Annotated in this window: 22 protein-coding genes, 1 tRNA gene and 1 riboswitch; of the genes, 6 read left to right on the plus strand and 17 right to left on the minus strand. The window is 66.3% G+C overall.

What is annotated here, in order from left to right; translation table 11 throughout:
* Window positions 1-54: 54 nt before the first annotated feature.
* Genes AB4Z10_RS00630 through AB4Z10_RS00640 form a run of 3 tightly spaced genes read right to left on the minus strand, consistent with a single transcriptional unit; the run spans window position 55 to window position 4841 of the window.
* Window positions 55-3189, minus strand: a complete 3135-nt coding sequence (locus AB4Z10_RS00630) for an efflux RND transporter permease subunit (RefSeq protein WP_441468430.1) — start codon at window positions 3187-3189, stop codon at window positions 55-57.
* A complete protein-coding gene (locus tag AB4Z10_RS00635; protein ID WP_441468431.1) occupies window positions 3186-4376 on the minus strand; it encodes an efflux RND transporter periplasmic adaptor subunit in 1191 nt (396 codons plus the stop codon). Before AB4Z10_RS00635 ends, AB4Z10_RS00630 begins: the two co-directional genes overlap by 4 nt.
* A gap of 15 nt (window positions 4377-4391) precedes the next feature.
* A complete protein-coding gene (locus AB4Z10_RS00640) occupies window positions 4392-4841 on the minus strand; it encodes a MarR family winged helix-turn-helix transcriptional regulator (protein WP_441468432.1) in 450 nt (149 codons plus the stop codon).
* Between the two features lie 224 nt (window positions 4842-5065).
* Between AB4Z10_RS00640 and AB4Z10_RS00645 the strand changes: the two genes are divergently transcribed.
* Both AB4Z10_RS00645 and AB4Z10_RS00650 read left to right on the plus strand, forming a co-directional pair.
* On the plus strand, window positions 5066-6157 hold the full coding sequence (locus AB4Z10_RS00645) for an NADH:flavin oxidoreductase/NADH oxidase (RefSeq protein ID WP_441468433.1): 1092 nt from the start codon (window positions 5066-5068) through the stop codon (window positions 6155-6157).
* Between the two features lie 161 nt (window positions 6158-6318).
* Window positions 6319-7812, plus strand: a complete 1494-nt coding sequence (locus tag AB4Z10_RS00650) for a carboxypeptidase M32 (RefSeq protein WP_441468434.1) — start codon at window positions 6319-6321, stop codon at window positions 7810-7812.
* A 254-nt stretch (window positions 7813-8066) separates the two neighbouring features.
* On the opposite strand, the gene AB4Z10_RS00655 is transcribed toward AB4Z10_RS00650, so the two are convergent.
* Genes AB4Z10_RS00655 through AB4Z10_RS00685 form a run of 7 tightly spaced genes read right to left on the minus strand, consistent with a single transcriptional unit; the run spans window position 8067 to window position 14717 of the window.
* A complete protein-coding gene (locus AB4Z10_RS00655) occupies window positions 8067-9119 on the minus strand; it encodes an ABC transporter substrate-binding protein (RefSeq protein WP_441468435.1) in 1053 nt (350 codons plus the stop codon).
* Window positions 9116-10318, minus strand: coding sequence for an NAD(P)/FAD-dependent oxidoreductase (locus tag AB4Z10_RS00660; RefSeq protein ID WP_441468436.1), 1203 nt, complete (start codon window positions 10316-10318; stop codon window positions 9116-9118). Before AB4Z10_RS00660 ends, AB4Z10_RS00655 begins: the two co-directional genes overlap by 4 nt.
* A complete protein-coding gene (locus AB4Z10_RS00665) occupies window positions 10315-11703 on the minus strand; it encodes an FAD/NAD(P)-dependent oxidoreductase (RefSeq protein ID WP_441468437.1) in 1389 nt (462 codons plus the stop codon). The genes AB4Z10_RS00660 and AB4Z10_RS00665 overlap by 4 nt, the downstream gene beginning before the upstream one ends.
* Window positions 11700-12005 carry a (2Fe-2S)-binding protein gene (locus AB4Z10_RS00670; protein WP_441468438.1) on the minus strand — a complete coding sequence of 102 codons (306 nt, stop codon included), beginning with the start codon at window positions 12003-12005 and terminating at the stop codon, window positions 11700-11702. Before AB4Z10_RS00670 ends, AB4Z10_RS00665 begins: the two co-directional genes overlap by 4 nt.
* 5 nt (window positions 12006-12010) lie before the next feature.
* The gene (locus AB4Z10_RS00675) at window positions 12011-12805 is read right to left on the minus strand and encodes an ABC transporter permease (protein ID WP_441468439.1); all 795 of its coding nucleotides are present in this window, start codon (window positions 12803-12805) and stop codon (window positions 12011-12013) included.
* Window positions 12806-12816: 11 nt separating this feature from the next.
* Window positions 12817-13671 carry an ABC transporter permease gene (locus tag AB4Z10_RS00680; protein ID WP_441468440.1) on the minus strand — a complete coding sequence of 285 codons (855 nt, stop codon included), beginning with the start codon at window positions 13669-13671 and terminating at the stop codon, window positions 12817-12819.
* Complete coding sequence (locus AB4Z10_RS00685; RefSeq protein WP_441468953.1) at window positions 13668-14717, minus strand: ABC transporter ATP-binding protein; 1050 nt, start codon at window positions 14715-14717, stop codon at window positions 13668-13670. The genes AB4Z10_RS00680 and AB4Z10_RS00685 overlap by 4 nt, the downstream gene beginning before the upstream one ends.
* A 171-nt stretch (window positions 14718-14888) precedes the next feature.
* Between AB4Z10_RS00685 and AB4Z10_RS00690 the strand changes: the two genes are divergently transcribed.
* Together AB4Z10_RS00690 and AB4Z10_RS00695 are read left to right on the plus strand one after the other, a co-directional pair.
* Window positions 14889-15707 carry an IclR family transcriptional regulator gene (locus tag AB4Z10_RS00690; protein WP_441468441.1) on the plus strand — a complete coding sequence of 273 codons (819 nt, stop codon included), beginning with the start codon at window positions 14889-14891 and terminating at the stop codon, window positions 15705-15707.
* A 91-nt stretch (window positions 15708-15798) separates the two neighbouring features.
* Entirely contained in the window at window positions 15799-16113 is a 315-nt protein-coding gene (locus AB4Z10_RS00695; protein WP_441468442.1) for an Rdx family protein, read from the plus strand.
* A 148-nt stretch (window positions 16114-16261) separates the two neighbouring features.
* Here AB4Z10_RS00695 and AB4Z10_RS00700 read toward each other — a convergent pair whose 3' ends face one another.
* The 4 genes from AB4Z10_RS00700 to thiO are packed head-to-tail and all read right to left on the minus strand — an operon-like array spanning window position 16262 to window position 18842.
* A complete protein-coding gene (locus AB4Z10_RS00700) occupies window positions 16262-16879 on the minus strand; it encodes a thiamine phosphate synthase (RefSeq protein WP_441468443.1) in 618 nt (205 codons plus the stop codon).
* Window positions 16880-16893: 14 nt separating this feature from the next.
* A complete protein-coding gene (locus tag AB4Z10_RS00705; RefSeq protein ID WP_441468444.1) occupies window positions 16894-17664 on the minus strand; it encodes a thiazole synthase in 771 nt (256 codons plus the stop codon).
* Window position 17665: 1 nt separating this feature from the next.
* Window positions 17666-17863, minus strand: coding sequence for a sulfur carrier protein ThiS (thiS, locus tag AB4Z10_RS00710; protein WP_441468445.1), 198 nt, complete (start codon window positions 17861-17863; stop codon window positions 17666-17668).
* Window positions 17847-18842, minus strand: a complete 996-nt coding sequence (thiO, locus tag AB4Z10_RS00715; protein WP_441468954.1) for a glycine oxidase ThiO — start codon at window positions 18840-18842, stop codon at window positions 17847-17849. The genes thiS and thiO overlap by 17 nt, the downstream gene beginning before the upstream one ends.
* A gap of 77 nt (window positions 18843-18919) precedes the next feature.
* Window positions 18920-19021: riboswitch (TPP riboswitch) on the minus strand.
* A 197-nt stretch (window positions 19022-19218) separates the two neighbouring features.
* Between thiO and AB4Z10_RS00720 the strand changes: the two genes are divergently transcribed.
* Both AB4Z10_RS00720 and AB4Z10_RS00725 read left to right on the plus strand, forming a co-directional pair.
* Window positions 19219-19309, plus strand: a tRNA-Ser gene (locus tag AB4Z10_RS00720).
* A 565-nt stretch (window positions 19310-19874) separates the two neighbouring features.
* On the plus strand, window positions 19875-21644 hold the full coding sequence (locus AB4Z10_RS00725; RefSeq protein ID WP_441468446.1) for a hypothetical protein: 1770 nt from the start codon (window positions 19875-19877) through the stop codon (window positions 21642-21644).
* A gap of 21 nt (window positions 21645-21665) precedes the next feature.
* On the opposite strand, the gene AB4Z10_RS00730 is transcribed toward AB4Z10_RS00725, so the two are convergent.
* From AB4Z10_RS00730 to AB4Z10_RS00740, 3 genes are all read right to left on the minus strand, one after another.
* Complete coding sequence (locus AB4Z10_RS00730) at window positions 21666-21860, minus strand: hypothetical protein (RefSeq protein ID WP_441468447.1); 195 nt, start codon at window positions 21858-21860, stop codon at window positions 21666-21668.
* Between the two features lie 82 nt (window positions 21861-21942).
* A complete protein-coding gene (locus AB4Z10_RS00735) occupies window positions 21943-22530 on the minus strand; it encodes a hypothetical protein (protein ID WP_441468448.1) in 588 nt (195 codons plus the stop codon).
* 16 nt (window positions 22531-22546) lie between these two features.
* Window positions 22547-23281, minus strand: coding sequence for a carboxymuconolactone decarboxylase family protein (locus AB4Z10_RS00740; protein WP_441468449.1), 735 nt, complete (start codon window positions 23279-23281; stop codon window positions 22547-22549).
* Window positions 23282-23288: the final 7 nt, after the last annotated feature.

A 23288-nucleotide genomic window follows, 5' to 3' on the forward strand; every position in this document is an offset into this window, starting at 1 on the left:
AAAAAACGCCGCCGGCTTCACGGGAAGCCGGCGGCGTTTTCTTTTGATCCGACCTCACTCCGCCGGATGTGTGACGTGCGCCGGTTCCTGCTTGCTGCCGCGCAGCCAGCCGCCGAGGCGGAGGAGTCCGTTCGACAGCCTGTCCATGTAGAGGAACAGGACCGGCGTGATGAACAGCGTCAATACCTGCGAGATCATCAGGCCGCCGACGACGGCAATGCCGAGCGGCTGGCGCAGCTCGGCGCTCGCGCCGGCGCCCAGCGCGATCGGCAGCGTGCCCATCAACGCGGCCAGCGTGGTCATCAGGATCGGCCGGAAGCGCATGAGGCAGGCCCGGTGGATCGCGTCCTGCGCCGACGCGCCTTCGCGCAGCAGCACGAGGGCAACGTCGATCATCATGATCGCGTTCTTCTTGACGATGCCGATCAGCATGAGGAGGCCGATGATGGCAATGACCGAGAGGTCCATGTCGAAGAGCCTGAGCGCCCCGAGCGCGCCGATCGCGGCCGAAGGCAGGCCGGTCAGGATCGTCAGCGGGTGAATGAAGCTCTCGTAGAGGATGCCGAGCACGATGTAGATCGTCAGGATCGCGCCCGCGATCAGCAGCCCCTGGTTGGCCAATGAATCCTGGAAGGTCTTGGCAGTGCCGGCGAGCGTCGTCGAGAGCGACTTCGGCAAGCCGATCTGCTCCTTGAGCGTGTCGATGCGGTTGACGCTGTCGCCGAGCGCCACGCCAGCCGGCAGATTGTAGGAAATCGTCACGGCGGGGAGCTGGCCGAGCTGGTTGACCGTGAGCGGGCCGGCCGTCCGTTCGACCCGCGCGACGGCGCCGAGCGGGACCAATGTGCCGTTCTTGGCGCGCACCCGAATGGCGTTCAGGTGCTCGGGCGTCCAGTGCTCGTTGGGATTGAACTCGACGACGACATTGTAGTTGTCGCCGGTGGTGTAGATCGTCGAGACCTGCCGGACGCCGAAGCCCGAATAGAGGGTCGAACGCAGGATGTCTGCACCGATACCCAGCGCATTGGCCTTGTCGCGGTCAATCGTGAGCGTCGCCTGCAGGGCGTTGTTCTGCAGATCGGTGGTGACGTCGGCGAAGGTCCCACGATCGCGGCTCATCGCGTCGGCGAGCCGCAGAGCCCAGTCATTCATCAGCGCCTGATCGAGCCCCTGAACCACGAGCTGGTACTGGCTCTTCGAGGCGCGCGCACCGATGTTCAGATTCTGGACTGGAACCATGTAGGTGTTGATGCCCGCCACCTGGCCAAGGTCGCGGCGCAGCGAGGCAAGGACCTCCTGCAGCTTGGGGCGCTCGTCCAGCGGCTTCAACTCGACGAAGAGGCGCCCGGAGTTCAGCGCGCTGCCGCCGCCGCCATTGCCGCCGACCGACGAGGCGACATGCGCGACATAAGGCGACTTGCGGAAGATGTCGGCAACCGTGGACTGCAGCTTCAGCATCGCGTCGAAGGAGATGTCCTGCCGGGCTTCCGTCGAGACCTGGAGCTGGCCGATATCCTCCTGCGGGAAGAAGCCCTTCGGCGTCGTCTGCAGCAGCCAGACGGTGCCGGCCATGGTGAGAAAGAAAGCAAGCAGCATCAGCGGCTGGAAGCGCAGGCAGAATTTCAGCCCCCGATCATAGCCTGACAACACCGCATCGAAGCCCTTCTCCAGCCAGCGGCCGAGTGCGTTCTCCTCATGATGCTCGGAGTAGCCCGAAAGCAGGCGCGAGCACAGCATCGGGGTCAGCGTCAGCGAGACGAAGGCGGAGGCGAGGATCGAGACCGTCACCACCACCGCGAACTCGTTGAAGATGCGGCCGATCACGCCGCCCATGAGCAGCACCGGGATGAAGACCGCGACCAGCGAAAGCGAGATGGAGATAATGGTGAAGCCGATCTCGCTGGCGCCCTTCAACGACGCCTCATAGGCCGAGAGCCCATCCTCCTCCATGTGCCGGACGATGTTCTCCAGCATGACGATGGCGTCGTCGACAACCAGGCCGACAGAGAGCGTGAGGCCCAGCAGCGAGATGTTGTCGATCGAGAAGTCGAGCATGTACATCGCGGCCAGCGTCGCGATGATCGAGATCGGCACCGCCACCGCCGGGATGAAGGTCGCGGCGACCCGGCGCAGGAAGACGAAGATCACCATGATCACGAGCGCGACGGTGAGCAGCAGCGTGAACTGCACGTCCTCCACCGCCTGGCGGATCGAGGTCGAGCGGTCGTTGAGCAGGGAGAGCGCGGCGGCGGCCGGCAATTGGTCCTGGAAGGTCGGGATCATCGCCTTGACGCGGTCGACGACTTCGACGGTGTTGGCGTCGGGCTGACGCTGCACCGCCAGCACGATCGCCGGCATGCCGTCATAGGTGCTGCGGGTCTGAGTGTTCTCGACGGAGTCGATCACCTTGGCGACGTCGCCAAGCCTGACCGGCTTGCCGGAGCGCGTCGCGATGATGACGTTGGAGAACTGGGCGGCGTTGGCGAGTTGGGTCTGCGCCTGGATGGTGAGCTGCTGGGCCGTGTTCTGGAGGGTGCCGACCGGCGTGTTGGCATTGGCGGCCGTGATCGCAAGTTGCAGCTCATCGAGACCGATGCCGCGCGCCGCCAGAGCGGTCGGGTCGATCTGGATACGCACCGCGTATTTCTGGCTGCCCCAGATCAGCACCTGGGCGACGCCTTCGACCGTGGACAGCGCCGGCGAGATGACCTGCTGCGCGAAGGCGTCCAGCTGCGACAGCGGCACGACATCGCTCTTCAGCGCCATCAGGATGATCGGCGCGTCGGCGGGATTGACCTTGCGATAGCTCGGCGGCGTCGTCATCTCGATCGGCAATTGCCGCAGGGTGCGGGTGATCGCTGCCTGCACGTCGGCTGCGGCCGCGTCGATGTCGCGGTTCAGCACGAACTGGATGGCGATCGAGGTCGCGCCCTGCGAGTTCGTGGTCGAGATCGAGTCGATGCCGGCGATGGTGCCGAACTGCTTGACCAGCGGCGTCGCGATCGAGGTCGCCATGGTGTCCGGCGAGGCGCCGGGAAGCTGCGCGGATACGTTGATGACCGGAAACTCGGCGCGCGGCAGCGCCGCGACCGGCAGGAAGCGCCAGGCGAACAGCCCCGCCAGCACCAGCGAGACCGACATCAGGATGGTCGCAACGGGGTGCTTGATGCAGAAGGAGGAAATGTTCATGAGCGCGCGCCCTCGGCCACCGGCGTGCTCGCCGGCGGCTTCTCGCTGGTCGCGCCGCGCTCACGCACCCGCGTGCCCTGGTTCAGCCGCATCTGGCCATCGATGACGACCCGTTCCCCCGCAGCGATCCCCTCGGACACCGCCGTCTTGTCGCCGTCGGTCAGCGCGACCTTGATCTGACGCAGATCGACGGTCGAGTCAGGCTTCACCACGAAGGCATACTGGCCCTTCTGCCCGGTCTGGACTGCGACCGTCGGAATCACGGTGATGCCCATCAGCGTTTCCGGGATAATCTCAACATCGACATACTGACCGGGCCAGAGGGTGAGATCGTCATTGGCGAAGGCTGCCTTGGCCGTGATCGTTCCCGATGTCATGTCGACGGTCGAATCGACGAAGTTGAGCCTGCCTTGCGCCGGCGGGCGGCCGGTATTCGGCACGCGGGCCGTCACCGCTATGGGCTTGGCGGCCGCGAGCGCAGCCTGCAGGGTCGGCAGCTCATGCTCCGGCATGGCGAAGGATACGCGCAGCGGCTTCATCTGGGTGATGGTCAGCAGGCCAGTGCCGCTGCTGTTGTTGGCGGCGTTGACGAGATTGCCCGGCGTGACCTGGACGGCGCCGATACGGCCGTCGATGGGCGCCATGATCCGCGTGTAGCTCAGCTTCAACCGGTCCGCGTCCAGGGTGGCGTGGTCACCCTGGATGCTGGCCGCCGAGCTGCGCTCGTCGGCGGTTGCCTGGTCGACCTGCGCCTGCGTGCCGGCATTGCGAGTGAAGAGCTGCTTGTAGCGATCGAGATCGGCGAGGTTGCGCGTATGGGTCGCCTCGTCGCGAGCCAGCATCGCCTCATCCTTGGCGATCTGAGCCTTGATGTCGCGATCGTCGAGGGTGAAGAGCAGATCACCGGTCTTGACGAACTGCCCGTCGGTGACGTGCAGCTGCATGATCTGGCTGTCGATACGCGAGCGCACGAGGACGCTCGCCGGGGTTTCGACGAAGCCGATGGCGCGCTTGCGCACCGGGAAATCGACCTGGACCGCCGCGGCGGACGCGACCGCGACGGGCGCGCCATCTCCCCGCCCGCGCGTCGCCTGCGCGTTTTCCGCGCCGTGCGAGCGCCAATACCAGACGCCCGCGGCCGCGACCGCGACGAGCATCAGCCCGGTGACAAAACCTGAACGCTTCATGTTCGCTCCACTCGTTCAGGCGGTCTGGCCGGCGGAAGCCGGCATCTGCGTCTTGTCTTCCCGCTGGGCGCGGGTCTGCTCGCGGATCGTGGCCAGGGTATCCAAAGCTGAGAGGATCGACCGCTCCTCAACCCCGCCAAGCACCTCCTGAGCAATCGCGGTGCGCACCTCATCAAGGTCGTCCACCAGTGCCCGGCCCTCCGGGGTCAGGTAGAGCCGATAGGCACGTCTGTCAGCCGGGTCCTCCCGGCGCTCGATCAGGTTCTGGCCCTGCAGCCGGTCCAGCAGTCTTGCGAGCGAAATCGGCTGCAGATCCATCTGCTCGGCCAGCGCGGCCTGGTTCAGCCCCTCCTGCCGCCGCAACCGAGACATCACGCCCCACTGCGCTCGCGTCGTGCCGTGCTGCCGGGCCCGCTGATCAACATAAGTCCGCAACAGCCGAGACGTTTCAACGAGCTGGAACATGAATTCCCGCCGGAGGGGTCGCTTCATACAGAATCTCCAAACATAAGCCTGCTTATAGTATGTCAGATTACGGCGGTTTCGCGGTCGCACAATGCCGAACGCGGAATCGTGAGCGGCGCCGCAGCGTGGCGCACATCTGATGTGCACGGCCCGCTCTGGCCTCGTGGGGGAAAGCGCTTCTAGACTGCCTTCCGAACCTTCCCTCATTGAGAAGCCTTTCCGACATGAGCCAGCTCTTCAGCCCCTACCAGCTCGGCAGCCTCACGCTCGCCAATCGCATCGTCATCGCGCCCATGTGCCAATATTCAGCCAAGGACGGCTGCGCGACGGACTGGCACACCATCCATCTCGGCCATCTCGCGCTTTCCGGCGCGGCGCTGCTCATCATCGAGGCGACGGCCGTCGAGCCCGACGGGCGCATCAGCCCCTTCGATGTCGGCCTGTGGTCGGACGAGACGGAGGCCGCGCTGGGCAAGGCGCTGGAGGCGGCCCGCTCCTGGTCGGACATGCCGATCGCGATCCAGCTCGGCCATGCCGGCCGCAAGGCCTCGGTGGCGCAGCCCTGGAAGGGCGGCGGTCAGCTCGGCCTCGACGAGGGCGGCTGGAATGTGCATGCGCCCTCGGCGGTCGGCTTCGAGACCTATCCGCGTCCGCCGCGCGCCCTCACCCGCGACGACATCGCCCGTCTCATCGAGGCTTTCGCGGATTCGGCGCGGCGGAGCGTCCGGCTCGGGCTGGCGGCGATCGAGTTGCACGGCGCCCATGGCTATCTGATGCATCAATTCCTCTCGCCGCTCTCGAACAAGCGCGACGACGAGTATGGCGGCTCTCTCGAAAACCGCATGCGCTTCCCCCTCGAAGTCTACGAAGCGGTGCGCTCGGTGGTGCCGGCGGGCTTCCCGTTGGGTTTCCGCATTTCCGGCACCGACTGGGTCGAAGGCGGCTGGGATGTCGAGCAGAGCATCGCTTTCTCCAAGGCGGCCAAAGCCCGCGGCATCGATTTCATCCACGTCTCGAGCGGCGGCCTTTCCACCGCCCAAAAGATCCCGCTCGGCCCGAGCTACCAGGTCCCTCTCGCGCGGGCCGTGAAGGAGGCTACGGGGCTCCCCACGATCGCTGTCGGCCTGATCACGGAACCGGAGCAGGCCGAGGCCATCATCGGCACGGGCGAGGCCGATCTCGTCGGGCTGGCGCGCGGCATCCTCTACGATCCGCGCTGGCCCTGGCACGCCGCAGCCGAGCTGGGCGCCAGCGTCAAGGCGCCGGACCAGTACCTGCGCTCGCAGCCGCGGCAGTATTCCAAGCTGTTCGCCTGAATTCGCAACACTCGTTCCCTCGTCACCCCGGGCGACCGCAGGGAGACCCGGGATCCATGCCGGAACGACGCCGAACGGCGCTCAGGCATGGATCCCGGATCTGCGCTTCGCTTCGTCCGGGATGACCGCGCATAAGACACGAAGGCCCGGAGATACCTCCCATGACCGCCTATTCCGACCTCACCGCCCATTTCGGCCGCATCGCCGCGCTCTCCAACGCCATCGGCATCCTGCAATGGGACAACGACACGATGATGCCGAAGGGTGCCGCCGAGACGCGGGCCGAGAGCATGGCGCTGCTGCATGTCATGCGCCACGGCCTGGCGACCGACACCCGTATCGGCGATTGGCTCACGGATGCCGACAGCGACAACGGCCTAGGCGCCTGGGAGAAGGCCAATCTGCGCGAGATCCGGCGCGTCTGGACGGTCGACACCGCGCTGCCCGCCGATCTCGTCGAGGCGTCGAGCAAGGCGATCTCAGCCTGCGAGATGCGCTGGCGCCAGGCGCGGGCTGATTCCGATTTTGCCGGCCTGCTGCCCTATCTCGCCGAGGTGCTGAACCTGCAACGGCAGATCGGCAAGGCCAAGGGCGAGAAGCTCGGGCTTTCGCCCTATGACGCCCTCCTCAACGACTATGAGCCGGGCGGCAGCGCGGCCAAGATCGACGCGCTGTTCGACGATCTCGCCGCCTTCCTCCCCGGCTTCGCCGAGGAAGTGATGGCCGTGCAGGCGCGCCGGCCGGCGCTGTCGGCGCTCGAGGGCCCCTTCCCGACGGAGACGCAGCGCGCGTTGGGCCTGAGGCTGATGGCAGCACTGGGCTATGACTTCGGGCGCGGCCGGCTCGACATTTCTACCCACCCCTTCTGCGGCGGCGCCGACAACGATGTCCGCATCACCACGCGCTACGACGAGGCCGATTTCACCAAGGCCCTGATGGGCGTCCTGCACGAGACCGGCCACGCGCTTTATGAGCAAAGCCGGCCGCAGGGCTACCTCAACCAACCGGTCGGCGCAGCGCGCGGCATGAGCGTGCATGAGAGCCAGTCCCTGCTGATGGAGATGCAGGCCTGCCGCTCGCGCCAGTTCCTCGCCTTCGCCGCGCCGCTGATGCGGGAGAGTTTTGGGGGTCATGGCCCGGCTTGGGAAAGCGAAGCGATGTGGCGCCGCTATACCCGCGTCGAGCCGGGCTTCATCCGCGTCGATGCCGACGAGGTGACGTATCCGGCCCATGTCATCCTGCGCTACCGGCTGGAAAAAGCGCTGGTCGCCGACGAGATGCCGCTCGCAGAACTGCCCGCGGCCTGGAACGCCGGGATGAAATCCCTGCTCGGCGTCACCGTCCCGGACGACCGGGTCGGCTGCCTGCAGGATATCCATTGGCCGTCCGGCGGCTGGGGCTATTTCCCGACCTATACGCTCGGCGCGATGACCGCGGCCCAGATATTCGACGCGGCCTGCCGGTCCGAGCCCGCTATCCTGCCGGGCATCGGCGAGGGGGATTTCAGCCCGCTGGTCGGCTGGCTGCGCGCCAACATCCACGGCAAGGGCTCGCTGCTTTCGACCGACGATCTGCTCACCGAAGCGACCGGCCGGCCGCTCGATGCCTCCGTGTTCAAGGCGCATCTGCGCCGCCGCTATGTTGAAGAGGTGTAACGGCCGCGGCGTTTCCGTCATGCTCGGGCTTGACCCGAGCATCTCGTGACATGCGGGCTCCCGAGCCTCCTCCGGCAAGGGATTCCCGGGTCTTCTCTTCGCTCCGCCCGAGAATGACGCTCGTAGGCAGGATGGGCGTTTCTCGATTCTCGTCAGCTATTTGACCGACTCGGCTGAAGCGCCACGCGAATACCTCAAACGAAAACGGCCGGTCCTCGCGGACCGGCCGTTTTCCTATCGGAGGAGCAAGCGGCTCAACGCTCGATCATCTTGTTCCAGCGGCTGTTCCATTCCGGGCGCTTGGCGTTGATCGCGTCCCAATCCAGCACCACCGCCGTCTTCATGTTGTTGTGGAAGGCCTCGAGTTTCTTCTCGGCCTCGGCCGTCTCGGCCTTGGCCTTCGGGTTCGAGGGCACGACGTTGCCGGCAGCCAGCGCCTTCGACTGCGCCTCGGGCGAGAGCAGGTAGGCGGCGAGCTTCTGCGCCAGCTCCGGCTCCGAATTGTTGGCGATGACGCATTGCGCGACCATCAGCACCACCGAGCCTTCCTTCGGCTGGGCGTACTCGACCGGGATGCCCTTCTCCTTGAGCGTGGCGACGGCGGTCGGGGTCAGCGGGAAGATCGCAGCCTCGCCGGTCTGGACCATCTCGGAGATCTTGGCCGAGTTCGGGATGAACTCGAGCACGTTCTTGCCGATGGTGTCGCGGAACTTGCCGAAGCCCGGCTCGACATTGGCCTCGGTGCCGCCCTGGATGCGGTTGAACATCAGGAAGGCATGAAGGCCGAAGGACGAGGCCGAGGCCGACTGGAAGACGACCTTGTCCTTGAACTTGGGATCGGCGAGGTCCATCCAGGAGGTCGGCGCCGCCCAGCCCTTCTCGTCGAACATCTTCTTGTTATAGGCGAGGCCGGTCATGCCCATGTCGATGCCGACGGCCATGTCGCCCTTCATGCGGGCGCCCTTGTCGACCTGGGCGATCTCCGGGCTGTCCTTGAGCTTCTCGCAGAGGCCGGCGCCGATGGCGCGGACCATCACGCCGTCGTCGAGGAACATGATGTGCATCTGCGGCTTGTCCTTGGCCGCAGTCGCCTTGGCGAGGATGTCCGAGGACGTGCCGGGCACCACCACGATCTTGACGTTGTTGGCCTTCTCGAAGTCCGGGAAGACGGCCTGGGTGAAGGTGCGCTCGAAATTGCCGCCGTTCATGCCGACATAGAGCGTCTTGGTCTGGGCGAAGGCGCTGCCGGCGGCGGTCAGCGCGAGCGCGGCGACGGTGCCGGCCAAGACGGTGCGACGAGTGATCATGAGTGGGCTCCCCTGCTTTGCGGCTCTGACTGCGAACGCGCACCCGAGCCGTGGCTGGTGCGGTCCTGACCCTCCGGCCCGGAAGGCCGGCTGAAACGGGCGATGGAAAACGCTTCGATCGGCGTGGACGTGCGGCCGTCGCGGACGAGCTCGGCCAGCACCTCGCCGACGCCGGGCGCGATCTGGAAGCCGGCGCCGGTGAAGCCGAAGGCGTGGATCAGGCCGGGCGTCGTACCGCTGAAGCCGATGACCGGGTTTCGGTCGGGCATGGACGCCTCGGTGCCGGACCAGAAGCGGATCGCCTGGGCATGGCGCAGCGCCGGGAAGACCTCTGCCGTGCGGTTCATGATCGCGAGCGCACCCTCCCCGCGCGGACGCGAGAAATCGGCATTTTCGAGCGGCAGGGCGCGCTCGCCGCCGACGACGCAATTACCGCGCTCGACCTGCCGGGCGTAGATGCCTCCGCCCTCCATGCCGATGTTGACGGTCATCACCGGCGGCAGCGGCTCGGTGACGATCATCGAGGGGTAGATGCGCGAGAGCGGCACAGGCTCGCCGAAATCGGCGGCGAAGCGATCCGCCCAGGCGCCGGCGCTGTTGATCACGATGCTGGCCGTCACGCTGACGCCCTCTCCAGCCTCCAGCGCGAAGCCCTCGCCGTTGCGCGCGATGCCGGTGACCGGCGTGTTCTCCAGCACATGCGCACCGGCACGCCGAGCGGCGCTGGCGAAGGCGGCCGAGACGAGGCGCGGATTGGCGTGGCCGTCACCGGCGCAGAGAGAGGCGCCGAGGATGCTGCCGTCGATCCATGGAAAGCGCTCGCGCAGCCCGTTATGGCCCATGAGCTCGAGGCAGAGGCCTTGATCGGCGACCTCGGCGGCGTAGGACTCGAGCGCGGCCATATCGGCCTCGCTGCGGGCAAGCTTGAGATGGCCGGAACGCAGGAACTCGCCATCGATGCCGATCAGGCCCCTGAGACGCGGCCAGACGGCATGCGCCCGCTGCGACAGCGGCAATTGCTCGCGCGGACGGCCCTGCCGACGCACGCCGCCATAGTTCACGCCGCTGGCCTGCGCGCCGCAGAAGGCCTTGTCGAGCAGTGCGACGCTGAAGCCCATATTGCGCAGCGCCAGCGCTGCGGAGGAGCCGACCAGGCCGCCGCCGACGATGGCGACATCGATGTCGAAATGGCGGCTCATTCTGCGGCCTCCGGCCGATCCGCCGTCGGTTGCAAGGCGAGTGGGATCGGCTTCACCGGCGCCTGTGCCCTCGGCCTGCCGACGGCATCGATCGGCTTGCCCGTCGCAGCAGCCAGCACCTCGGCGGAGGCGGCAGCGCACATCCGCCCCTGGCAGCGCCCCATACCGACGCGGCTCACCGCCTTCAGACGGTTGATCTCACTGATATCAAAACGGCCTGCGGCCTCGCGCACCGCCCCGGCCGTGATCTCCTCGCAGCGGCAGAGCATAGTGGCGTCGTCGATCGCCCCCGCCCAGTGGGCCGGGAAGGGAAAGGCGGCTTCGAGCACGTCGCGCAGCCGGCCGATGCGGGCAAGCTCGGCTTCGAGCGCAGAGGCGCGTGCCTTGTCGAAAGCCAGACTGCGATCTTCGAGAAGCGCCAGCGCGGCGCGCTCGCCAGCCCGCTCCGCCGCATCGGCTCCGGCGATGCCGGCCCCGTCGCCGGCAAGATAGACGCCCGGAACGGAGGCTCGGCCGGCGGCGTCCCGCATCGGCAGCCACGCGCGGTCGCGCTCGTTGAAGCGGAAGGCACAGCCGGCGAGATCGGCGAGCTGCGTCTCGGAACGGAGCGCAAGGCCGTAGCCGACACCGTCGCAGGCCAGGCGCCGCTCGCGGCCGCCCTCGCGCCAGGCCACGCCGGAGACCCTGCCATCGCCTTCGATGCGCAGCCCCTCGATGCCGGTGCGGATGGCTATGCCACGCAGACGCAGCTCGGCGACGAAGCGCATTCCCCGCAGCACGATGCCGGGATCGAGCGGCAGGGCCTTGATCAGATTGAGCTTGGCGGAACTGGGAGCGGCGTCCAGCACTGCCGCAACCTCGACGCCCGCCTTCATGTACTGCCAGGCAACAAGATAGAGCAGCGGGCCGGAGCCGGCAAAGACGACGCGGCTGCCGATGGCGCAGCCCTGGGCCTTGAGCGCGATCTGGGAACCGCCGAGCGTGAAGACGCCGGGGAGCGTCCAGCCGGGGACCGGCAGGACGCGGTCGGTCGCACCGGTCGCGAGGACAAGCCCATCGTATTCGGCACGGCGGGTCGCGCCGGCAACTGCGATGTCGGCGCTGCCGTCGCGCAGGCTCCAGAGCAGCGCCTGCGGCCAATAGTCGATGCGGCCGCCCAGCGCGGCGAAGGCGGCGTGGAGGCGTTCGGCCTTGCCCGCCTCGGACCCATAGAGGTCCTTGGTCGAGCGGCCATCCTGAACAAGGCGCTGGCGATAGATCTGCCCGCCACAGGCCGGCGCCTCATCCACCACCAGCGGGCGCAGGCCGGCAGCGACGAGCGCCTCGGCGGCGCGGATGCCGGCCGGTCCGGCGCCGACGATCAACGGCTGCGGACGCTTGCTCATGCCACGCTCCCGAGCTTCGTCACGATCCGCATGCCGGGGACGAGGGGCGTCGTGCAGGCGCGCAGACGCTCGCCCGTCTCGGTCATGACCCAGCAATCCTGGCAAGCGCCCATCTGGCAGAAGCCGGCGCGCGGCTCACCGGTGAATTCGGTGCGGCGCAGGCTGTCGGTGCGGTTCAGGATCGCACTGAGAAGGGTATCGCCGGTGCGGCCCTCGCAGGGCACGCCATCAAGCGTGAAGGCGATGGCGGGGTGGTCCTTGCGGACGATGCGATGAAGCAGCGGCTTCTGGTTCGAGGACATGGCGGTCACTTCTGGCCGACGAGAATCTTGTCGAGGCCGAAGGCGCGGTCGAGCACCAGCATGGCGCCTGCCGTCAGCGCGATCATGAGGGCCGAGACCGCTGCCATCATCAGATCGATCGACTCCGTCGCGTACATGTACATCCGCACCGGCAGCGTCACCGTCTGCGGCGAGGTGACGAAGATCGACATGGTCAGTTCGTCGAAGCTGTTGATGAAGGCGAGCAGCCAGCCGCCGGTGATGCCGGGCAGGATCATCGGCGCCGTGATGCGGCGAAACACCGTCCAGTGCGAGGCGCCGAGCGTCATCGCCGCCTGCTCGGCGCTGCGGTCCATGCCCGAAAGCGCCGCCATGACCAGGCGCATCACATAGGGCGTGACGACGATGACATGGGTGACGACCAGCCAGGCGAAGGAGCCGGTCGCACCGATCAGCGCGAAGAGGCGCAGGAAGGCGACGCCCAGCACCAGATGCGGAATGATCAGCGGCGAAAGAAATAGCCCGTTCAGCGCATCGCGGCCGGGGAAATCGTAGCGGTCGATTGCGAGCGCGGCGGGCACGGCGAGCGCGACGGAGAGCGTCGCAGCCAGCGTCGCCAGCCAGAGACTGTTGTAGAAGGACGGCACGAAATCGGGATGGGCGAAGATCGCCCGGAACCAGCGCAGCGAGAAGCTGGTCGTCGGGATGGAGAGCGTATTCTCCGGCGTGAAGGCGACGAGGCAGACCACGACGAGCGGCGCCAGCACGAAGGCGACGACGAGGCCGTGGAAGAGGAGCGCGACGGGGCCGTTGCGATGCATGGCGTGCGCCCTCAGCCCAGAGCCCGGCGGGCGCGCGTCTCGACGAGACGGTTGTAGCCCAGCATGATGATGAGGTTGGCGAGGAGCACGATGATCGCGATCGCGGCGCCCAGCGGCCAGTTCAACTCGGACATGTATTCGTCATAGACCAGCGTCGCCGCCATCTTGAGGCGCCGGCCGCCGAGCAGGCCGGGAATGGCGAAGGCGCTCGCCGAAAGACCGAAGACGATCAGGCTACCGGAGAGCATGCCGAGCGACACTTGCGGCAGCACGATCCGGCGCAGCGCCGTGAAGCGCGAGGCACCGAGGCTCCAGGCTGCCGCCTCGACCATCGGGTCGAGCTTCTGCAGCGCCGTCCAGACCGGGATGACCATGAAAGGCAGCATGACGTGGACGAGCGCGATCACGATCGCAGTCTCGGTGTAGAGCAGCCGGACCGGGCTCAGGCCCAGAGCCTGCAGGGCCTGGTTCAGCAGGCCGGCGGAGCCGAGCAGCATGCTCCAGCCGAAGGCGCGGACCACCACCGAGACGAGCAGCGGGCCGATGATGACAAGCAGGAAGATCGAGCGCCAGGGATCGCCCATGCGGGCCAGCACATAGGCTTCGGGTGCGCCGATCAGAGCGCAGATCAGCGTGGTCAGCGCAGCGAGCCGCAGCGTGCGCCAGAAGATCGTGAGGTAATAATCGTCGGATGCGACGGTCAGGTAGTGGCTGAGAGTGAAGCTGTTCTGGATGCCGGAGGTGTGATCATAGGCATGGAAGGACAGGATCACCGTCAGGATGAGCGGGAGGACCACGAGCCCGAGGAAAAGCAGCGTCGCCGGCGAGACGAGCAGCCAGGGCGTCAGCGTGCGCTGCCCGCTCATGCCACCGCTCCCGCAGTCGTGACCACGGCGCTGTCCGCCTGCCAGTCGAGGGCGACGCCCTCGCCTTCGCCGGCCGGCTCACCGCCCTGGTTCGGCGCCGAGACCAGGATCATCCCGACCGGCGTCTCGATGTTGAAGAGCCAGTAGCTGCCGAGGAAGAAACGGCTCGTGACCCGCCCGTCCAATAGCCCCTGACCTGCCGACTTCAACAGGATCTTCTCGGGCCGCAGCGTCAGGATGGCCGCAGAACCTTCGGGCAGGCTCGCCGCCTCGCTCGGCAGCGCGACGCCGCCCGCCTCGGCCCGGCCGCCGCGCCAGACGGCCTCGATGCGGTTCATCTTGCCGACGAAGGAGGAGATGAAGGCGGTCGCCGGCCTCTCGTAGAGCCGATAGGGCGCGTCGATCTGCGTCATGCGCCCCTGCTCCATCACGACGACGCGGTCGCTGATCGAGAGCGCCTCGGCCTGGTCGTGCGTGACCATGATCGTGGTGGTGCCGACGCTGCGCTGGATGCGGCGCAGTTCGAACTGCATCTCCTCGCGCAGCTTCGCATCGAGGTTGGAGAGCGGCTCGTCGAGCAGCAGCACCGGTGGCGCGATGACGAGGGCGCGGGCGATGGCGACGCGCTGGCGCTGGCCGCCGGAGAGCTGACGCGGATAGCGCTCGGCAAAAGGCGCGAGATGGACGAGGCCGAGGATCTCCTTCACACGCCGGTCGCGCTCGGCCCTGGCGACCTTGCGCATCTCCAGGCCGAAGGCGACGTTCTCAGCCACCGTCATATGCGGAAAGAGCGCATAGCTCTGAAACACGATGCCGAGGCCGCGGCGGCTGGGCTTCTCGCGGGTGATGTCGCGCCCATCGAGGGTAATGGTGCCCTTGGTCGGCTCGACCAGCCCCGCGATCATCTGCAGTGTCGTCGTCTTGCCGCAGCCGGAGGGGCCGAGCAGCGAGACGAACTCACCCTTGGCGACGCTGAGATCGACATCCCTGACGGCGGTGAAGTCGCCGAAGACCTTGCTCAGCGATTGCAGCGTCAGGAAGCCCATGAACACCTCGATCGGCAGGCTTTCCGGTGGCCGGAAAAGCCGGACTGCGATGGCGCAAGCAAAGGGAGACGACACAAATTCGTCAATCTTCAATTCCGCATTAGAGAATTTCTGTTGACATAATTTCTCTATGCAGAATTTTGATCGCCATCTGACGTTTGATTTTCTCGCATGCAACCTGTCGACGAACCCGTCTCCTCGCTTCGCCGCGCGCTTGGGCTATTGCGCATCCTCTCGGAGGGCGATGGTGGTGGCATGCGGCTGAAGGACATCGCCGAGACTGCCGGCTGCGGCCAGCCCACCGCACATCGCGCGCTGCGCGACCTGATGGCCGAAGGCTTCGTCGAGCAGGCAGCCGGCGGCAAGCGCTACCGGCTGGCGCTCGACTTCTTCGTCATCGCGGCCCGCGCCGGGCAGGCAGGCGGCCTGCGCGAGCTGGCCCGCCCCGTCCTGCTGCGGCTCTCCGCGACGCTCAGCGACACGATCTTCCTGCTGGTCCGCAACGGCTATGACGCCGTCTGCCTCGACAGGATCGAGGGACCCTTCCCGATCCGCTCCTTCACCGGCGATATCGGCGGCAAGGTACCGCTCGGCATCGGCCAGGGCAGCCTCGCCATGCTGGCCCATCTGCCGGAGGACGAGCGTGAGGCGGTGATCCGCTTCAACATGCCCCGCCTGCTCGACCGCGGCTTCCTCGACGAAGCCGCGCTGCGCAGCGCGATGGCGACGGCGCGTGAGCAGGGCTGGGTCAACCTCAATACCGGGCTCATCGCAGGGATGGCCGGTGTCGCCGTGCCGGTCTTCGATGCGCGGGGCCGCGTGGTCGCGGCGCTCAGCGTCGGCACGCTGGCCGAGCGGCTGCGCGAGGACCGGCTGCCCAACGTCATCGCCATGCTGCGCAGCGAGGCGGAAGCTCTGGGCGCCAAGCTCAACCCCTTCGATGTCGCGCTGCGCTATCCCTCGCGCAGCCTGAGCACGATGGCGGGCTGACAAAGCGCAGCCGCCATGCCGCTTTCAGGCTTGCATCGCGGCAACGGAAGCGGGATGTCGAGGCGAACATCCCTTTCAACGGTGGCCGATCATGACCGAAACCAAGCCCGCTCCCCGCATCGCCATCACCTATTGCTCGATGTGCAATTGGATGCTGCGCTCGGCCTGGCTCGGCCAGGAGCTGCTCTCGACCTTCGGGCAGGATCTCGGCGAGGTCGCGCTGATCCCGCGCACCGGCGGCATCTTCCAGATTACCTATGACGGCGAGCTGATCTGGGACCGCAAGACCGATGGCGGCTTCCCGGATTCCAAGGTGCTGAAGCAGCGCGTGCGCGACCGGCTCGACCCCGAGCGCAGCCTCGGCCATGTCGACGGCCATACGATGCCGGCGGAAGCCGAGAGCTGAAGCTCTCCCTTCACCATCGACATGATCGGTAGTCATCCCGGGCGCAGCGAAGCGGAGACCCGGGATCCATGCCGGAACGCCTCCGGCACAGGTTCAGGCATGGATCCCGGATCAGCGCGGCTTTGCCGCTTGTCCGGGATGACAGCGTTCAGGACCCGGGCGACGGGCGCTCACGCGTCGCCGCGACCCAAGCCTTCAGCCTCCCCTCAGGATCGGCGTTCAGCGTGATGTCGGTCACCGCCGCGACGATGTCGGCACCGGCCTCGAACACCCCCGGCGCCCGCTCCAGCGAGATGCCGCCGATGCCGACCAGCGGCAGGTCGCCGATACGGCGCTTCCACTCGCCGAGCCGCTCCAGCCCCTGCGGCCCGAAGCGCATCTGCTTCAGGATCGTCGGATAGACCGGACCGAGCGCGACATAGTCCGGCTCCGTCGCCAGCGCCCGCTCCAGCTCGGCTTCGTCATGGCTGCTGACGCCGAGCTTGAGCCCCGCCTTGCGGATCGCGCCGAGATCGGCGTCGTCGAGATCCTCCTGGCCGAGATGGATGAAATCGCAGCCCTCGGCGATGGCGAGCTTCCAGTAGTCGTTGACGACGAGCACACAGCCGGCCGCCGCGCAGAGCGTCCTCGCCCGGGCGATTTCGCGTGCGACCTCGGCCTCGGGGCGGTCCTTGACGCGCAACTGCACCAGCTTGACGCCGAGCGGCAGCATCCGCTCCAGCCAATCGGCGCTGTCGAAGATGGGGTAGAACGGATCGAGCTTCATGCGGGACGAGTCTTTCAGGCCAGGAAGGCTTTGCCCATGACGGGGGTGGAGGGAGCGGCCATGTCGCGCGCCTCGATCGGCTGCGCGGCGAAGGCCTGGCGGCCGGCGCGGATGGCGAGCGCGAAGGCCTCCGCCATCGCCGCGGGGTCGCCCGCCTTGGCGACGGCGGTATTGAGCAGGATGCCGTCATAGCCCATCTCCATCGCCTGTGCGGCATGGGAAGGCAGGCCGATACCGGCATCGACGACGAGCGGAATGTCAGGGAAATGCTGACGCATGCTGCGCAGGCCATAGGGGTTGTTGAGCCCCCTGCCCGAGCCGATCGGTGCGCCCCAGGGCATCAGCACCTCGCAGCCGGCATCGAGCAGCCGCCCGCCGACGACGAGATCCTCCGTGGTGTAGGGAAAGACCTTGAAGCCGTCATCGGCGAGGATGCGGGCGGCCTCGACCAACGCGATCACATCCGGCTGCAGCGTGTCGTCCTCGCCGATCACCTCGAGCTTGATCCAGTCGGTGCCGAAGACCTCGCGCGCCATCTGTGCGGTGGTCACCGCTTCCTTGACGGTGTGACAGCCCGCCGTGTTCGGCAGAACCTTGACGCCGAGCTCGCGGATCAGCGCCCAGAACGCCTGCCCGGCGCCGCCGGCCGATTCCCGCCGCAGCGAGACGGTGACGACCTCGGCGCCCGAGCGCTTCACCGCCTCGGCCAGGATCGCGGGAGACGGATACTGCGCTGTACCGAGGAAAAGCGGATTCTGCGGCTCGAAACCATAGAAGGACGCCATCTCAGCCTCCCTGCATCGGCGCGACGACCTCGATGCGGTCGCCATCGTTCAAAGGCATCTCGGCCCGCTTGCGCGCCGGCACGAACTCGCCGTTCACCGCCGTCGCGACGATGCGGCCGCCATAGCCGAGCTCGGCCAGCGCCTCCGCCAGCGTCTTCGCGGCGATTTCCTGCGGCGCGCCGTTAAGCAGCAAGGTCATGCAGCATCTCCGGTCTGGATTGCGGATTGGACACGGCTTCCGCCGCCATCCACGCCATCGCGGGGCTGAGCAGGAAACCGTGGCGGTAGAGTCCGTTGACGTGGATCACCCGCCCGCGGCGTGTCAGCCGCGGCAGGTTGTCGGGAAAGGCCGGGCGGGCATCGGTACCGATCTCGACCACCTCCGCCTCGCCGAAGGCTGGATGCAGCGCATAGGCCGCGCCGAGCAGCTCCAGCATGGCGCGGGCCGAGATGCGGCTGCGCTCCCCGCTCTCGATCATCGTCGCACCGACCATGAAGAGCCCGTCGGCACGCGGCACGATGTAAAGCGGGATACGCGGGTGCAGCAGACGAACCGGCCGCGACAGGCTGATATCGTCGCTCCGGAGCAGCAGCATCTCACCCTTGACGCCGCGCAGTTCCGGCAGGACATCGCGCGCAGCCAGCCCGCGGCAGTCGAGGACGATATCGGCATCGAGATCGGCCGGTTCGACCGCACTGTCGAAATGGATGACGGCGCCGTTCGCGACCAGCCGCTCGCCCAGAGCGGCGATCGCCTGTCGGGGATCGAGATGCGCCTCCCCAGAGAAGAACAGACCGCGCGAGAATCGCCCGGCGAGATCGGTCTCCAGCCCGGCGATGGCCTCGCCGTCGATATCCTCGAAATGGCTGGTTCGCTGGCCGAAGCGGCGCAGCTCCGACCGATCCCGGCTTGGCGCGACGACGAGCGTGCCCTTGCGGACGACGCCGCCGGCATGACGCTCCCACCAGTCGGCTGCCTGCTGCCCTAGCCGGATCACCGGCTCCTCGGCGCTCTCGCCCTCGCACCAGGGCGCGAGCATGCCGCCAGCATACCAGGAGCAGGCCTCGGCCCCGACGCGCGGGCCGCGTTCATGCACGGTGACGTCAGCGCCGCGCGCCAGCAGTTCGGTGGCGCAGGCGAGACCGACGACGCCGGCGCCGACCACCGCGACTGTCAGGCCTGACTGAGGACGTTCTGCCGTCATGCTTTCCCTGCTCCCGGGAAGGCAGCGGCCTGAGGCGCGAGCAACTTGTCTGCGAGCCGAAGACCGTTCCCTTCGCCGGCATTACCCGGATCAGGTGCGATGGGTTGGCGCAGGCCACGCCTCTCAGCCTTTCGGCACCCCAACGGACAACAGCAATTTAGTGGCAGCGCCGCCGGGGAGCAAGCCAGGCCGGCGCAGGGCTCCGTTGCGGCGGCCTCTTACCTCTCGAGCACTCCCTTCACACGGGAGTGGTCGAGCGCCGCGTTCGCGCGAATACACAGGTCGTACGAAGGAAGTTATCGGCGAGGCTTGTCAAAGGCCTCTGCAATCAGGCATAGAGCCTCTCGCCGGAGACGTGGCCGAGAGGCTGAAGGCACTCGTTTGCTAAATGAGCATACCCCACAAGGGTATCGAGGGTTCGAATCCCTCCGTCTCCGCCACTTCTATCTGCACTAAGCAGATGATTTAATTGAGAAATAGGGGACCGGAAGTTGCGGATACCCCAACACTCGCTCTCGCTCGCAAGTCACGTGGGTGGCGCGAGGCGCGATCATTCATTGAGCAATGCGCTCCGGTTCGCGCCATAAGCAGACTCTGGCTGCCGCCCCGAACCAGACATTCACAGGTTTGCCTTCGTGGTCTGGTGGCGCCCCAAGTGAGACATTCGCCACGAGGCGCCTGACAAGCGGGGGCGGCCGCTTGCCGACGTCTGAGATGTCCGCTTACGGGCGATTCACTTCGGCAACGTCCCGCTTCCGGGCCTGGCCAATCATGCCAAAGGCGGTTGAATTCCAGACGCATTGGCGAAGCAGAAGTAGATCTGTTGCCGCAGCGGGCGAGCGTCGGCGAGCTGCGGATTGCTTCGACCAGCGGCTGTCGCCGGAGATGCAGCGTCGTGACCCGCGCCTTGGCGCGAACGTCGATCGACTTGTATGTCCGGCCGAAAATCCCATACTAGGCTATAATATTTAGTATTCGAGCGTGTGTCCTCGCGGGAAGAGTATCATGCGAGCGCGGAGTATCCTGGGTTCCTCACCGGTTGCTTCGGCCGCAGACACACCGTGCGAAACGGGGACCGCCGGCATTCCCCAAGCTGAAAGCGTCAGGGCTCAGCTTGGTCGCATCCTGAAAAGCCCGGATTTCGATGCGACGGAGCGGTCGCGGAAATTTCTGGACTATGTTGTCGAGGAGGCTATCGCGGGCCGCGCCGACCGCATTAAGGCGTATGCGATCGCGGTCGAGGTCTTCGGGCGGGATGCCTTGTTCGACGCGCACTCCGACCCGGTCGTCCGCATTGAGGCTGGGCATCTTCGGCGCGCGTTGAAACTCTTCTATGTCACCGCCGGGGTTTCGGATGAGATCGTCATATCGATCCCGAAAGGCAGCTATGTCCCCAAATTCGACGTGCGGCCATCGTCGACGGGCCCCGTCCCGGTGGTCAGGCGGGGTCGTTGGCCGCGCGCGCTCCCCGTCGGGATCGCGTGCCTGGTGGCACTTGCAACCCTGTCCTGGCTGGCGGTGAACCGGGCCAGCATGGATCGCCTGGAGGCTCCGGCCCTGCCCCGATTGCTGGTGAGACCTTTCGACGACCTGACTAATGCGGGTAACTCCCAAGCTATCGCGCGCGGCTTGACGCAAGAGGTCATCGAGCAGATCGCCAAGTTCAAGGACATCGTGACGGTGGTAGGCGACCCGCGCGATTATGCCGGCGCGTCCTCGGCCCGGTCCTCGGCCTCCGATCCGCGCTATGTCCTCGCGGGCGACATCAACGTCACCGACAACGAGTTCCGGCTTCGCGCCCGTGTCCTCAACCGTGTCGATAACTCGGTGATCTGGGCAAACAGCTACACCGGCGATCTGCAGGCCTCGAAGCTCATCGCGACCGTGACCGACATCGCCCGGCAGGTCGCAACGCCGCTCGGGCAGCCCTATGGGGTGATCTATCTGGCCGACGCATCCCAGCGGCCTCAGAACGCGCCGGACGATTGGCAGGCCTATGCCTGCACGCTGACCTACTACGCCTATCGCGCCAGCCTCGACGGCAAAAAGCATCCATCGGTCCGCAAATGCCTTGAAGATGCGGTGCGGCGCTTTCCGAACTATGCGACGGCCTGGGCGCTTCTCTCGCAAGCCTATGTCGACGAAATCCGCTTTCGCTACCCGATCGACCCGTCGTCGTCTCCGGCTTCGATCGACAGGGCGCTCGAAGCCGCGCGCCGTGCCGTGGAACTCGATCCGGATAACATTCGCGCCCTCCAGGCCCAGATGTTCGCCTTGTATTTCCACGGCGAAGTCGAGGCCGCCCTGAAGATCGGCGAGCAGGCCCTTGGCCTCAACCCCAACGATACAGAGCTTGTCGGCGAGTACGGCTACCGCCTCTCGCTGGCCGGTAACTGGGCACGCGGCTGCGCGCTCATGAACGAAGCTCGAAAGCGAAATCCCGGGCCGCTTGCCTACTACGAGTCGGGCCTCGCACTCTGCAGCTATTTCAAGGGAGACTTGCGGGAGGCCGCGATGTGGATCACCAAGACGCCTGCGCCGGAGAACCCCAATTATCATATGATCGCCGCTGCGATCTACGGCGAGGCGGGTCAAACCACCGAGGCCGCGCGCGAACGGACGTGGATGGAGGCCCATGCGCCTCGGCTCATCGCCAACCTTCGATCAGAGGTGGCGCTGCGGGTCGTCCGCCGGGAGGACATCGATCGTTTCATGCAGTCCTTGAGCAAGGCCGGCATCGCGCCGCCCGGCGAGGACCGGCCGAAATCCAACTAGCCGAAGCAAGCGCCCAGAAGTTCAGCGGCCCGACACCGCTCCTCCCGAGACGAGGCGCGCGGGATAGATCCTGTGTTGCAGCGGATACAGCAGGACGCCGACGGGGATCGCGGTGGTTTCCAGCCCGAAGATCGCGCCCTTCGCCATGGTAAAGCAACCGGCTAGCAACAGTTCGATCGGTACGGACGCCAACCCCGCTGGCTCGACGCGCGCCATGGCACGGGGCGAACCGAATCCACCTTCGTCGGACCAGGAATGTGAGCAGGGATGTCAGTCCGGAAAACGGCCACCAGCAACACTAAGAATCGGCTGAGTCCCGAACCACCGTCTTGAACAGCAGCGCTTCGATTCGGCCTTGACCGAGCACGCGATTGAAGTTCCGGAATGCGAAGAACGGGATGAGAGCGAAGAACAGGATCACGGCGACACACAGGACGCCGGCCATTCCTCCTCCGCCAATCGCCGGAACGCTGGTGATGGCGGATTCGCCCTTGAACAGGCCAATGATGATCTCTTCAAGAACGTGGAAGGCTACGAACAAAATCGAGAACAGGAAGGAGTCATGCAGGATCGGATAGATCAGAGGCCACCGATCGAGCCATCTGCTTAAATTGAGATCCTCCAGGACAAGCATGACTTTCGCGAGGATGAACGCGTTGAATACTGCAAAGCCCTGTGACGCAAAACTGATTTCGTGTTCGCGGAGAATGATCCGCTCGTTCAGCACGAAGAGTCCGAACAATATCCATAGGTACAGGAACAGTACGACGAACCGTCTTGCCTCGTCGAGGACGCGCGCCCGCAGTTTGTGTGCCCGGTCTTTCGGCGCGGTCGTGGCATCTGCGATGTCGGCGACATCTCGCTCCCCGGGGTCAGCTTCTGTCATCGCCTGCATCCCCGCTTCAGCTGCTCGAACGATTCGCCATTTCCTCGGCCAGTATCGGAATCGCGAGGTTGCAGGCCTGCACGCCCTGGGCTGTGCATAGCTTCAGAACCTCCATGATTTCCTCGGCCGTTGCTCCCAGCGCCAAGGCCGCCTTGATGTGCCGACGCGTGCCCGGCGCATACATGTGCGTGAACGATGCATCGAAGGCGATGCTGAGAAGCTCCATCTCCTTCGAACTGAAAATCCCGCTGCCGTAGATTCCGGCGCCCGTCGCCATGAACTCGTCGGTCCATCGTGGATCGAGCTCAAAAAAGGGATTCCAGGCCTCGTTCCACTGGCCGATGTTCTTCATCCTGTCGCATGCGGGCGTCGCAACCGGAGGCCGTTCCGCCGACTGCTTGCCCGACGCCTTCATTTCATCGAGCAGGATCGGGGCGCCCAGGCTGCAGGAGTGAATCGACATCACGGTCGCCATCTTGATGACCGTCAGGAGTTCGTCACGCGTGGCGCCCGCGTCGAGGGCGGCGCTGATGTGACGGCGGGTGCCCTCCCTATCGAGATTTGTGCAGGCTGCATTGATCCCGACGGCAATCAACTCGACGAACCTGCGTGGAAGAACCGCGCCGCCCCAGGCATTTGTACTCATCGCCTGACAAGCATGCGCCCAGCGAGGATCCCATGTCTCGAGTTGGGTGAGGGCGTCGCTCTCCCACGGCCCGAGCGAGCCGTCGTCTTGCCGCTGCCTTTCCATTTGAACA

This window comes from Allobosea sp. RAF48 (assembly GCF_052114025.1).
Classification (GTDB): domain Bacteria; phylum Pseudomonadota; class Alphaproteobacteria; order Rhizobiales; family Beijerinckiaceae; genus Allobosea.